Annotated in this window: 11 protein-coding genes; all 11 read left to right on the forward strand. The window is 72.2% G+C overall.

The window, feature by feature from the left end; all coding sequences use genetic code 11:
• Positions 1-156 precede the first annotated feature (156 nt).
• The 11 genes from ACQP1P_RS20775 to ACQP1P_RS20825 are packed head-to-tail and all read left to right on the forward strand — an operon-like array spanning position 157 to position 12,187.
• Positions 157-1,680, forward strand: coding sequence for an ABC transporter substrate-binding protein (locus ACQP1P_RS20775; protein ID WP_433088494.1), 1,524 nt, complete (start codon positions 157-159; stop codon positions 1,678-1,680).
• A 2-nt stretch (positions 1,681-1,682) separates the two neighbouring features.
• The gene (locus ACQP1P_RS20780; protein ID WP_433088496.1) at positions 1,683-2,534 is read left to right on the forward strand and encodes an ABC transporter ATP-binding protein; all 852 of its coding nucleotides are present in this window, start codon (positions 1,683-1,685) and stop codon (positions 2,532-2,534) included.
• Positions 2,535-2,566: 32 nt separating this feature from the next.
• Complete coding sequence (locus ACQP1P_RS20785; RefSeq protein WP_433088498.1) at positions 2,567-3,496, forward strand: ABC transporter permease; 930 nt, start codon at positions 2,567-2,569, stop codon at positions 3,494-3,496.
• A gap of 5 nt (positions 3,497-3,501) precedes the next feature.
• Complete coding sequence (locus ACQP1P_RS20790) at positions 3,502-4,380, forward strand: ABC transporter permease (protein ID WP_433088500.1); 879 nt, start codon at positions 3,502-3,504, stop codon at positions 4,378-4,380.
• The gene (locus ACQP1P_RS20795; protein WP_433088502.1) at positions 4,377-5,168 is read left to right on the forward strand and encodes an ABC transporter ATP-binding protein; all 792 of its coding nucleotides are present in this window, start codon (positions 4,377-4,379) and stop codon (positions 5,166-5,168) included. The genes ACQP1P_RS20790 and ACQP1P_RS20795 overlap by 4 nt, the downstream gene beginning before the upstream one ends.
• A 5-nt stretch (positions 5,169-5,173) precedes the next feature.
• A complete protein-coding gene (locus ACQP1P_RS20800) occupies positions 5,174-6,556 on the forward strand; it encodes a zinc ribbon domain-containing protein (protein ID WP_433088504.1) in 1,383 nt (460 codons plus the stop codon).
• Positions 6,546-7,730 (forward strand): acetyl-CoA acetyltransferase, encoded by a 1,185-nt coding sequence (locus ACQP1P_RS20805; protein WP_433088506.1) that lies wholly within the window; start codon positions 6,546-6,548, stop codon positions 7,728-7,730. The genes ACQP1P_RS20800 and ACQP1P_RS20805 overlap by 11 nt, the downstream gene beginning before the upstream one ends.
• On the forward strand, positions 7,727-8,623 hold the full coding sequence (locus tag ACQP1P_RS20810; protein WP_433088508.1) for an SDR family NAD(P)-dependent oxidoreductase: 897 nt from the start codon (positions 7,727-7,729) through the stop codon (positions 8,621-8,623). The genes ACQP1P_RS20805 and ACQP1P_RS20810 overlap by 4 nt, the downstream gene beginning before the upstream one ends.
• A 20-nt stretch (positions 8,624-8,643) precedes the next feature.
• Complete coding sequence (locus ACQP1P_RS20815; protein WP_433088510.1) at positions 8,644-9,138, forward strand: VOC family protein; 495 nt, start codon at positions 8,644-8,646, stop codon at positions 9,136-9,138.
• Entirely contained in the window at positions 9,138-10,643 is a 1,506-nt protein-coding gene (locus ACQP1P_RS20820) for a class I adenylate-forming enzyme family protein (protein WP_433088512.1), read from the forward strand. Before ACQP1P_RS20815 ends, ACQP1P_RS20820 begins: the two co-directional genes overlap by 1 nt.
• Positions 10,640-12,187, forward strand: coding sequence for a class I adenylate-forming enzyme family protein (locus tag ACQP1P_RS20825; protein ID WP_433088514.1), 1,548 nt, complete (start codon positions 10,640-10,642; stop codon positions 12,185-12,187). The genes ACQP1P_RS20820 and ACQP1P_RS20825 overlap by 4 nt, the downstream gene beginning before the upstream one ends.
• The last annotated feature ends 8 nt before the right edge of the window (positions 12,188-12,195 follow it).

Here is a 12,195-nt window from a genome sequence, read left to right on the forward strand (position 1 = left end):
GCAGGCCTCTGACCGGCGGTTTGTCACATCGATGTCACGGACGCGATACCGATACGACCTGTTGACTTGATACCGGCTGGTCGGTACTTTGTGGCGAGCGTCACGGGCTCGATTCGCAGTGACACATCAGCCTCATCGCTGTGAAGGACATCCATAATGATGAAGCACCCCCGACGGTCGTTGTCGCTGCTCACCACGGTTGCCGTGGCAGCGCTCGGCCTGGCCGCCTGTGGCGGCACCACGGACTCCGGCGCCAGCGGCAACACCCCCAACACCGCCCCGATCCGGGCGCTGCTGGCCGCGCAGCCGGCCACCCTCGACCCCATCGTCGGCGCGCGCTCCGCCCAGATCGTCTGGGCGACGATGCTCGAGCCGCTGATCAACACCGACTCGTCGCTCAAGCCGGTCGACACCGGCATCGTGACGAGCTGGACCCGCACCGACCCGACGACCTGGACCTTCAAGGTCCGCGACGGCGTCTCGTTCAGCAACGGCGAGAAGGCCGACGCGGCCGCCGTCGCCAACACCCTGACGCTGACCCGCGACGCGCCCTCGTCCCAGCTGAAGTCGTACTTCACCAACGTCGCCAGCATCGAGGCGCCGGACGCGACCACGGTCGTGATGAAGACCAAGACGCCGCAGTACAACTACCCGGACCTGCTCACCACGGTCTACCTGGTGCCGCCGGCCTATTACAAGGAGAAGGGCTCGGAGGGCTTCGCCGCCGAGCCGATCGGCACCGGGCCCTACGTGTGGGCCGGCGCCCACGCCGGGCGCGACATGTCCGTGAAGAAGAACGACAACTACTGGGGCCCGAACAAGGCGCAGAACAGCGGCATCACGTTCACGTGGGCCAACGAGGCGTCCCAGCGCCTGGCCCTGATCCAGAGCAAGAGCGTCGACGTCTCCTTCGACCTGCCGCCCGCCCAGACGAGCGAGGCCAAGAAGGCCGGCATCAACGTGGTGAGCACCGAGACCGCGATGAAGATCATCGCGTTCCTCGACTCGACCAAGGCGCCGTTCGACGACCCGAAGCTGCGGGAGGCGGCCGCCCTGGCCATCGACCGCGACGCGATCGTCAAGGGCATCTTCGACGGCCAGGCCGTCGCCGACTCCGGGCTGCTCAACATCAACCCGGGCTCGAAGCCGGCGTCGAGCGTGACCGCCGACCCGGCCAAGGCCAAGGAGCTCGTCGGCTCCGCGGCGCCGGCCGTGCAGATCACCTACCCGGCGAACCAGTACACCAACATCGCCGAGGTCAGCCAGGCCGTCGGTGGCGCGCTGGAGAAGGCCGGCTTCAAGGTGAGCTACGTGCCGATCGACTACGGCACGCTGGTCAAGCGGGTCGTCGGCCGTCAGGTCCCCGGCATCGCGATCTTCGCCGGCGTCCCGAACGTCGCCTCGCCCGACTACTTCGTCTCCGGCTTCATGCGGACGAAGTCGATCACCGGCAACTGCGCCGACCCGCAGATCGACGACCTGGCCACCAAGGCGCTGGAGCAGAACGACGCCGCGGCCGCCGCCCCGATCTACGAGCAGCTCAACACGATCGGCGTGGTCGACAAGCACTGCTACGTGCCGCTGTACCGGCAGATCTTCAACTACGCGACCGGTGCCGGGGTCAAGGGTGTGGTGTTCGGCCCGCTGAACACCGTCGACTTCACCAAGACGACCCACTGACGATGCCCGAGGCAGCGAAGACGGAGGTGGCGGGCATCAGCGAGACCGCCCGCCACCCCCGCACCCCCGAGACCGACGCACCCGTCCTGGTGGTCGACCAGCTCGTCGTCGACCACCGCAACCGCACGACCGGCGAGATCTTCCGGGCCGTGGACCACGTGTCGCTGCGCATCGAGGCGGGCGAGAGCGTGGCGGTCGTGGGCGAGTCCGGCTCGGGCAAGACGACGCTCGCCCTCGCCGCGACCGGGCTCGGCCCGCGCGGCGGGGGCGACATCCGCCTGCTCGGGCACTCGCTGTCCTCGGTCGGCCGCAAGCAGCTGCGCCGGCTGCGGCCCGAGGTCCAGGTCGTCTTCCAGGACCCGCACGGCTCGCTGGACCCGCGCCAGTCGGTGCGCTCCGGCCTGAAGGAGCTGCGGGCCCTGCAGCCCGAGCGGACCGCCTGGATCGACGACGCGGCCCTGCTCGCCCGGGTCCGGCTCGCCCCCGAGCTGCTGGGGCGCTACCCGCACCAGCTCTCCGGCGGCCAGGCCCAGCGGGTGTGCATCGCCCGCGCCCTGCTCATGCGCCCGCGGCTGATCGTCGCGGACGAGCCGACCTCCGGGCTGGACGTCTCGGTGCAGGCCGACGTGCTGGCCCTGCTGCGCGAGATCCGCACGGCGACCGGCGCGGCCCTGCTCATGATCAGTCACGACCTGGCCGTCGTGCGCTCCGTCTGCGACACGGTGCACGTGATGTACCGCGGCCAGGTGGTCGAGTCCGGCCCGTGCGAGCGGGTCTTCGCCCAACCCGAGAACGACTACACGCGCGAGCTGCTGGCCGCCATGCCCGGTGCGCGCTGGAGGGCCCGCCGATGATGTCGAACGGCACGCAGCCGTCGCGTAAGGCGTTGTCATTGAAGGCCGGCACCGTCCGCCGCATCGGCGGCCGCCTGGCGGCGCTGCTCGCGTCGCTGCTCATCGCGCTGAGCATGGCGTTCCTGCTCGGCCGGCTGTCCGGCGACCCGACCGCGACGATCCTCGGGCCGATGGCGCCGGAGGAGCAGCGCATCGAGCTGCGCCACGAGCTCGGCCTGGACCGGCCGCTGATCGTGCAGTGGCTGGACTACCTCAAGGGCGTCTTCACCGGCGACCTGGGCCAGTCGCTGCAGTTCTACCAGCCCAACACCTCCATGATCATGGACCGGCTGCCGTTCACGCTGCAGCTCGTCGCGGCCGGGATGGCCCTGGCGGTGCTCGTCGGCGTCCCGCTCGGCGTGCTCGCCGCGACCCGCGAGGGCACCTGGTGGGACCGGGCCGCCTCGACCCTGGCCCTGCTCGGGCAGTCGGTGCCGGTGTTCTGGTTCGGCATGATGCTCGTGGTGCTCTTCGCTGTGAAGCTGGGCTGGCTGCCGGCCGGACAGTCAGGCACCCCCGCGCACCTGGTGCTGCCGGCGCTGACCATGTCGGTCTACCCGATGGCCCAGATCGCCCGCCTCACCCGGGCCTCGATGAGCGACGCGCTCGCCGAGCCGTTCATCGACTCGGCCCGGGCCCGGGGCATCCTGCCGAGCCGGGTGGTGTGGCGGCACGCGTTCAAGAACGCGCTCATGCCGATCCTCACCATCGTCGTACTGCAGACCGGCATCCTGCTCTCCGGCGCGGTCGCGGTGGAGTACGTCTACTCCTGGCCCGGCCTCGGCCAGCTCGCGCTGCAGGCCATCCAGTTCCGCGACTTCCCGCTGGTGCAGGCCATCGTGGTCTTCGGGGCCCTCGTCTTCGTCCTGCTCAACCTGCTTGTCGACGTGATCCACTCGATCGTCGACCCGAGGGTGAGGTGACCGCCGTGACCGAGGTCGCGCTCTCGCCCGATGTCCGCCCCGCCGCGCCGAAGCAGCGCCGCCGGACCTCGGCGTTCTGGCTGGCGGTACCGATCGCCGTCATCGTCGTGGCGGTGTTCGTCCTGCCGCTGACCGGCCTGCTGCCCGACACCGGGCAGGATCTCGGCGCCACCCGGCGCCCGCCCGGCTGGCTCGGCGGCGGCTCCTGGTCGCACCCGCTCGGCACCGACAAGCTCGGCCAGGACGTGCTCACCCAGTTCGTCTCCGCCGGCCGGCTCACGATCGTCATCGGCCTGGTCGGCGCGCTCGTCGCGATCGGCCCCGGCACCCTGCTCGGCCTGCTCGCCGGCTACTTCCGCGGCTGGGTCGACCGCCTCATCTCCATCCTCATCGACGCGCAGCTGGCCCTGCCGTTCATCCTCATCGCCCTGGCGATCATCTCCAACCGGGGCAGCTCCCTGCCCGTGCTGTTCCTGGTGCTGTCGCTGACCGGCTGGGCGATCTGCGCCCGGGTCACCCGCTCGGCCACGCTCGCCATCCGCGAGCGGCAGTTCGTGCTCGGCCTGCGCGCCGCCGGGGCCTCCGAGGCGCGGATCGTGTTCCGGCACATCCTGCCCAACCTCGCCGGCACCATCGTCGCGCTCGGCACCCTGCAGATCGGCACCGCGATCCTCGTGGAGAGCGCGCTGAGCTTCCTCGGGCTCGGCGTCGTCCCGCCGATGATCAGCTGGGGGTCGCTGCTCGCGTCCGGCCAGAACGAGCTCAGCCAGGCGTGGTGGATCGCGTTCTTCCCCGGCCTGGCCATCACGGTCCTCGTCGTGCTGGTCAACCTGCTCGGCGACGCCCTGCTCACCCACCACGACCCGCGGAAGAGGCAGCGATGACGAGCCTGCTGGATGTCGCCGGGCTGTCCATCACCGCCCGGGTCGGCGAGCGCGACGTGCCGCTGCTCGCCGACGTCGACCTGCGCATCGGCCGCGGCGAGATCGTCGGCGTCGTCGGCGAGTCCGGCAGCGGCAAGACGACCCTCGCCCGGTCGGTCGTCGGGCTGCTGGAGCGCAACGTGCGCGTCGAGCGCGGCTCGATCGAGCTGTCCGGCGAGCGGATCGTCGCCCCCGGCGCCGACCGCACCGGCAAGGTCCGCGGCACCGCGGTCGGCATGGTGTTCCAGGACGCCTCGCGCTCGCTGAACCCGCTCATGAAGGTCCGCACCCACCTCGCCGAGGTGCTGCGCCGCCACGTCCCCGGCATCACCAGGGCCGAGGTCGAGCGGCGCTCCACCGAGGTCCTGGAACAGATGCGCATCACCGACACCGACCGGGTGCTGGCCGCCTATCCGCACCAGCTCTCCGGCGGCCTGCGCCAGCGCGTCGCCATCGGCCTCGCCGTCGTCACCCGGCCCTCCCTGGTCATCGCCGACGAGTGCACCACCGCGCTCGACGTCACCACCCAGACCAAGGTCGTCGGGCTGTTCCGCACCCTCGTCGACGAGCTCGGCATCGGCCTGCTCTTCGTCACCCACGACCTGATGCTCGCCAGCGACCTGTGCGACCGGATCGCGGTGATGAGCGCCGGGCGGGTCGTGGAGCAGGGCGACGTCACCCACGTGCTCGACCACCCGGAGCAGGAGTACACCCAGCGCCTGCTCGCCGCCATCCCCTCCTGGAGCTGACAACCATGGCAGGCATCGACGCCTACGCGGCCTACCTCCCGGCGTACGCGCTCATCGACAACACCCTCGAAGGCCCACCCCGGCCGCGCGGCATCTCCCGGTCGGTGGCCGCCTTCGACGAGGACGTCATCACGATGGCCGTCGAGGTCGCACGCCATCTGCCACGTGCGCAGGACCGGCTGCTGCTGGCCACGACCAGCGCCCCCTACGAGGCCAAGACCTCCGCCGGCGTGGTGCACGAGGCCCTCGGCCTGGACCCGGAGGTGGCCGCGCTCGACCTGCGCGCCCACCGCTCCGGCGCCGCCGCGCTCGACCTCGTCGTCCGGGCCGGCGGCAGCGCGGCCCTCGCCGACCTGCGCACCACCCGCCCCGGCGCCCCCGACGAGCTGGCCCAGGGCGACGCCGCGGCCGCGTTCACCGGCGGCAGCGGGCGCGCCGCCGAACTCCTCGCCCGCGCCGGCCACACGACCGAGCTGCTCGAACGCTGGCGGCTGCCCGGCGAGCGCCACGACCGCGTCTGGGACGAGCGGTTCACCGCCGACATCCTCGCCGCGGCCGGGCTGGACGCGGCCCGCCGGGCGCTGACCGAGGCCGGGCTCGCCGCGGCCGACCACGTCGTCGTCTCCTCCTCCAACGCCCGCGCGGCCGCGGCCCTGCGCCGCGCGCTCGGGGCCGGGAGCGAGGCCGGCAGCCTGGAGCAGGCGACCGGGTTCACCGGCGCCGCGCACCCGGGGCTGCTGCTGGCCGACGCGCTCGACCACGCCGAGCCGGGGCAGAGCATCCTGCTGGTCTCCGCGACCGAGGGCGCCGACGCGTTCGTGTTCCGGGTCGGCGACGGCGTGCGGGAGGCCCGCTCGGGCCCGTCCGTGCGCGAGCAGCTGGCGGCTCGGCAGACCATCGGCTACGGGCGGTACCTGCGCTGGCGGGGCCTGCTCGACGTGCAGGGGCCGTCCCGCCCCGCGGCGCCCGCGCCCGCGTCGCCGCCGATGCACCGGCGCGCCGGCTGGAAGTACCGCCTCGAGGGCAGCCAGTGCGGCGCCTGCGGGAAGGTCACCACGCCGCCGAGCCGGGTCTGCGCCGCCTGCGGGATCGCCGGCGACGGCACCGCCAAGGTCTCCCTGCGCGACAAGACCGCGACCGTCGTCTCGGTGACCCGCGACCACCTCACCACCATGCCCGAGCCCGACGTGGCGATCGTGGTCGTCGACTTCGAGGGCGGCGGACGGCTGAGCGCCTACGCCACCGCCGACGCCGGCGAGATCACCGTCGGCACGGCGATGACCCCGGCGTTCCGCCGCATGTGGACGACCGACGGGATCCACAACTACTTCTGGAAGCTTGCGTGCGGGCCCCGCCCGGGAAAGGACACCGCCACCGATGGCGAGTAGGCGCATGGCCCACGACGTCGCGATCGTCGCGATGGGCTGCACCCCGTTCCGCGACCACTGGAACTCCTCCGCCGACGACCTGCTCGTCGACGCCGTCCACGAGTGCGTGGGCTCGCTGCCCGACGTCGCGCTCGACGACATCGACGCGTTCTGGGTCGGCACCCAGGGCTCGGGCATGTCCGGGCAGACCCTGGCCCGGCCGCTGCGGCTCGTCGGCAAGCCCGTCACCCGCGTCGAGAACTACTGCGCCACCGGCTCGGAGGCGTTCCGCAACGCGGCCTTCGCCGTCGCGTCGGGCGCCTACGACATGGTGATGGCGACCGGCGTCGAGAAGCTCAAGGACGCCTCGCAGTCCGGGCTCTCGGCGGTGTACCCGCCGGCCGACGGTACCGACGTCGACTGGACCGCCCCGGCGGGCTTCTCACTGCTGGCCCCGGCCTACCAGGAGGCCTACGGCGTCGACGACCGCGGCCTGCGCGGCGCGCTCACCCGGGTCGCGATGAAGAACCACGCCAACGGCGCGCTCAACCCGCGGGCCCAGTTCCGCAAGGCGGTCACCGCCGAGGCGGTCGAGCGCGGCCCGCGCATCGCCGGACCGCTCGGCGTCATGGACTGCTCCGGCGTCTCCGACGGGGCCGCGGCCGCGATCCTGGTCCGCGCCGAGGACGCGTACCGCTACACCGACAAGCCGGTGTTCCTGCGCGGCATGGGCTTCGTCGCGGGCTCGGGCGCCGGCCTGGCCACCGACGGCTACGACTTCACCACGTTCCCGGAGGTCGTCGCGGCCGCCGGGCAGGCCTACGAGCAGGCCGGCGTGACCGACCCGGCGACGCAGATCTCGCTCGCCGAGGTGCACGACTGCTTCACCCCGACGGAGGTGGTGCTCATGGAGGACCTCGGCTTCTCCGAGCGCGGCAAGGCCTGGCGGGACATCCTCGACGGCCGCTACGACCTCGGCGGCGCGCTGCCGGTCAACACCGACGGCGGCCTGAAATCGTTCGGCCACCCGATCGGCGCGACCGGGCTGCGGATGATGTTCGAGTGCTTCACCCAGCTGCGGGGCGAGGCGGGGCAGCGGCAGGTGCCCGGCGCCCGGCTCGCCGTCGCCCAGAACCTCGGCGGCCAGCCCGGCTCGTGCGTGGCCTTCGTGGCGGTCCTGGGGAGCGAGCGATGAGCGTCCGACTCGACGGCCGCGTCGTCATCGTCACCGGCGCGGGCAACGGCATCGGCCGCGCCCACGCCCTGTCCCTCGCCGAGCACGGCGCGCAGGTCGTGGTCAACGACCTCGGCGGTGCCCTCGACGGCACCGGCAGCGGCGGCGCGGCCGAGCGCGTCGTGGAGGAGATCCGAGCGGCCGGCGGTACCGCCGAAGCCTCGACGGACTCCATCGCCACCCCGGACGGGGGCGCCGCGCTCGTGCGCCGGGCCATGGACGCCTTCGGCCGCGTCGACGCCGTCATCCACAACGCCGGCATCCTGCGCGACCGCACCCTCGCCAAGCTCTCCGACGACGACGTCCAGTCCGTCATCGACGTGCACCTCACCGGCGCGTTCAACGTGCTGCGCCCGGCCTGGCCGCTCCTGTCCGGGCAGGGCTACGGCCGGATCGTGCTCACCAGCTCGTCCTCCGGCCTGCTCGGCAACTTCGGCCAGGCCAACTACGGCGCGGCCAAGACCGGCCTCATCGGGCTCATGCACGTGCTGTCCCTCGAGGGCGCCCGCCGCGGCATCCTCGTCAACACCATCGCGCCGACCGCGGCCACCCGGATGACCGACGGGCTGCTCGGCGAGCTGGCCGACCGGTTCGACCCGCGCCACGTCGCCGCCGTGGGCACGTTCCTCGCCTCCGAGCAGTGCGAGATCAACCGGCACATCCTCACCGTCGGCGGCGGCCGCGTCGGGCGCATCTTCCTCGGCGTCACGCCCGGCTGGTACTCGGGCCGCGAACCGGCCAGGCCCGACGACATCCTCGCCAACCTCGACGACATCTGCCGTCTGGACGACTTCATCGTGCCTACGTCGGGCGCCGACGAGATCGCGCTGATCCAGAAGGTTCTCTCCCAGTAACACGGAAAGGCTTACCCCCCATGCCGGTCTCCGAAGTGCACCACGTGGCCATGACCGTCTCGGACGTCGAGCGGGCCGCGGACTTCTACGAACAGGCCCTCGGCTACCGCCGCACCCTGCGCAGCGACGTCGGCGGGCCCGGGATCGAGGTCTCGCTCGGGCTGCCCGCCGGGACGACCGGCAAGGTGCAGTACATGCAGGGCCCGAGCCGCGTCGGGCAGCTCGAGCTCATCGAGTGGAACGGCACCAAGACCCGCACCGCGACCGGCGGGCACCTCGAGCTGGGCACGTTCCTGCTCAGCTTCGAGGTGCCGCTGGACGAGATCGAGCAGCTGCACCAGCGCATCACCGACCTCGGCGCCGAGGTGCTCGGCAAGCCCAACCGGGTGCTGCTGGAGAACTACGGGTACATCACCGCCTTCGCCGCCCGCGACCTCGACGGCAACCTGCTGGAGTTCGTGTCGCTGCCCAGCCGCGAGGAGATCCTCGCCTACCGGGCCGAGAACGGCAGCTGATGGCCACCAGCAACTTCGCCGAGGTACTGCGGGTCCAGGCGCTGCGCCGCGCGGACCGGGAGGCCCTGGTCGACGGCGACGCCCGCTGGACCTACGCCGAGCTCGACGCCGAGGTCGACCGGCACGCGGCCGCCCTGCTCGCGGCCGGCGTCACCGCCGCCGACCTCGTCGGGATCCTGGCGCGCAACACCGCCACCTACGTCATGCAGCTGCTGGCGCTGAGCCGCATCGGCGCCGTCGCGGTGCCGCTGAACTGGCGGCTGCACGCGACCGAGCAGTCCTACGTCATCTCGCAGGCGGGCATCGCGGCACTGCTCTACGACGACGACTTCGCGGGCGTCGCCGAGGCCCTGCCCGGCCTTCGGGTGCTCGTGGCCAACGGATCGTCCGTGGTGGACGGTGCCCAGCGGCTCGAGGCGCTCCTCGCGGGGCAGCCGCGGGGGATCCGCGTCGCCGACGCCGAGAAGGCGCCCGGCGACGTGCACCGGCTGCTGTACACCTCCGGCACCACCGCCCACCCGAAGGGCGTCATCCACACGTGCGGCAACGTCGCCGCCAACCACCGCGCCCAGGTCCTCGAGCTCGAGCTCACCCAGCAGGACCGGATCCTCGTCTCGGCGCCGCTGTTCCACGTCTCCGGCCTGGAGGCACCCGGCCTCGCCGTCTTCGTCGCCGGCGCCACGATGGTGCTCACCCCGACGTTCAAGGCCGCCGACATCGCCGCGATCGCCGAGCGGGAACGCATCACCGGCATGGTGCTCGCCGCGCAGATCCTCTTCGGGATGCTCGACCTCGACCCGGTGCCGGACCTCTCCGCGCTGCGGTACCTGCTCTTCGCCGGCGTCGCCCCGAGCGTCCGGCGCAAGGTCAAGGCGCGGCTGCCGCACGTGCGGCTCATCGACACGTTCGGCATGACCGAGTGCTGCAACGGCGTCACCTACATGGACGCCGCCCACGAGGACTCGAAGCTGGGCGCGCTCGGCGCGCCGTTCCCCGGCGTACACATCCGCATCGTGGACGAGTCCTTCCGCGAGGTCGCGCCCGGCGTCGAGGGCGAGATCATCGTGCGCGGGGAGAAGATCTCGCCCGGGTACTGGCGCGACGAGGAGACCACCAAGCGCACCCGCCGCGACGGCTGGTTCCTCACCGGCGACGTCGGCCGCATCGACGAGGACGGCTACCTCTGGTTCGTCGACCGCCGCACCGACCTCATCAAGTCCGGCGGGGAGAACATCGCCAGCGCCGAGGTCGAGCGCGTCATCGCCCAGCACCCGGACGTCGCCGAGGTCGCGGTCATCGGCGTCGCCGACCCGCAGTGGGACGAGGTGCCCAAGGCGTTCGTCATCCTGCACCCCGCCTCCCGCGCCACCGGCGAGGACATCCGCGCGCACTGCCTCGCGCACCTGGCCAAGTTCAAGGTGCCGAAGTACGTGCAGATCGTGGAGTCGCTGCCCCGCAACGACTCCGGCAAGGTGCTCAAGAAGAGCCTGCGGGAGACCTCATGACGACCGCGAACATCGCCGCGATGCTCGCCGGCAACGCGCGCCGCTTCGCCGCCGAGGACGCCCTGGTCTTCGAGGGCCGGCGCTGGACCCACGCCCAGCTGGACGCGGACGTCAACGCGCTCGCGGCCGGGCTGCTCGACCTGGACGTCGGCCAGGGCAGCCGGGTGGCGATCATCGCCAACAACGTGCCCGAGTTCCTGATCCTCTCCCTCGCCCTGTCGAAGATCGGTGCGGTGTTCGTACCGCTCAACTACCGCCTGACCGCCGGAGAGCTCGCGCACCTGCTGGGCCACGCGCGGGTCCAGGCCGTCGCCACCGTGCCCGAGTTCGCCGCCCTCACCGCGGCCGCCTGCGCCGCCCTGCCCGGCGTCCGCCGGTTCGCCCTCGAGCCGATCGACGCCGGGTGGACCGACCTGGGCGGGGTCATCTCCGACAACGCCGGCCGGCGCGTGCCGGACGCCGAGCTGGGCGACGACGCCCTGCAGCGCATCATCTACACGTCCGGCACGACGAGCCTGCCCAAGGGCGTCATGCTCACCCACGGCAACGTGAACATGAACATGCACGCGCAGATCGTCGAGCTGGGCCTGCGCGCGGGCGACCGCATCCTCAACTTCGCGCCGCTGTACCACGTCGGCGGCACGGACCTGCCCGGCTACGGCATCTGGCACGTCGGCGGCTGCATGGTCCTGCAGCGCCGCTTCGACCCGGCCGCCGTGCTGCGCGCCATCGAGTCCGAGCGGATCACCGGCATGGTGATGGCCGCGACCATGCTCGACATGGTCCGCCGCGCGAGCGAGAGCTCCCCGGCCGACCTGACCTCGGTGCGCTGGATCATCTACTCGCAGGTGACCACGGCCCTGTTCGGCGTGGCCCGCCGGCTCTTCCCGAACGCGCGGCTCATCGAGGGCTACGGCCTGACCGAGACCTGCAGCGGCCTGACCTACCTGGACGCGGCGCACATGGAGTCCAAGCAGGGCTCGGTCGGCATCCCGGTCCCGTGGGTCCAGGTCCGCGTGGTCGACGCCTCCGGCCACGACGTTCCCGCCGGGGTCGACGGCGAGGTGGTGGCGCGCGGGCCGAAGGTGAGCCCCGGCTACCTGGACGACCCGGAGGCGACCGCGACCGCCTTCCGGGACGGCTGGTTCCACACCGGCGACGTGGGCTGCTTCGACGAGGACGGCTACCTGTACATCCGCGACCGCCTGAAGGACATGATCCGCAGCGGTGGCGAGAACATGTCGAGCGCCGAGATCGAGAACGTCCTGTCCGACCACCCGCTCGTGCTCGCCGCCTCCGTGGTGGGCGCCCCGGACCCGAAGTGGCAGGAGGTGCCGGTCGCGTTCGTGATCGGCCGCCCGGGCCTGACGCCGGAGGCGCTGGTCGCGCACGCGCGGGAACGCCTCGGCGGGTTCAAGGTCCCGAAGGAGATCTACATCGTCGAGGAGTTCCCGACCAACCCGTCGGGGAAGGTCCTGAAGCGCACGCTGCGCGACCTACGCCCGTCGATGACGCCGGACTGGACGTACACGCCCACCACCTGACGGGGGAC

This window comes from Dactylosporangium sp. CA-052675, assembly GCF_050947935.1.
Lineage (GTDB): Bacteria > Actinomycetota > Actinomycetes > Mycobacteriales > Micromonosporaceae > Dactylosporangium.

Bases quoted from the DNA above. Each gene is read 5' to 3' on its own strand.
- ACQP1P_RS20810 (WP_433088508.1), top strand. From the start codon at position 7,727: ATGAGCGTCCGACTCGACGGCCGCGTCGTCATCGTCACCGGCGCGGGC.
- ACQP1P_RS20795 (WP_433088502.1), top strand. From the start codon at position 4,377: ATGACGAGCCTGCTGGATGTCGCCGGGCTGTCCATCACCGCCCGGGTC.
- ACQP1P_RS20825 (WP_433088514.1), top strand. From the start codon at position 10,640: ATGACGACCGCGAACATCGCCGCGATGCTCGCCGGCAACGCGCGCCGC.
- ACQP1P_RS20780 (WP_433088496.1), top strand. From the start codon at position 1,683: ATGCCCGAGGCAGCGAAGACGGAGGTGGCGGGCATCAGCGAGACCGCC.
- ACQP1P_RS20805 (WP_433088506.1), top strand. From the start codon at position 6,546: ATGGCGAGTAGGCGCATGGCCCACGACGTCGCGATCGTCGCGATGGGC.
- ACQP1P_RS20815 (WP_433088510.1), top strand. From the start codon at position 8,644: ATGCCGGTCTCCGAAGTGCACCACGTGGCCATGACCGTCTCGGACGTC.
- ACQP1P_RS20800 (WP_433088504.1), top strand. From the start codon at position 5,174: ATGGCAGGCATCGACGCCTACGCGGCCTACCTCCCGGCGTACGCGCTC.
- ACQP1P_RS20820 (WP_433088512.1), top strand. From the start codon at position 9,138: ATGGCCACCAGCAACTTCGCCGAGGTACTGCGGGTCCAGGCGCTGCGC.
- ACQP1P_RS20775 (WP_433088494.1), top strand. From the start codon at position 157: ATGATGAAGCACCCCCGACGGTCGTTGTCGCTGCTCACCACGGTTGCC.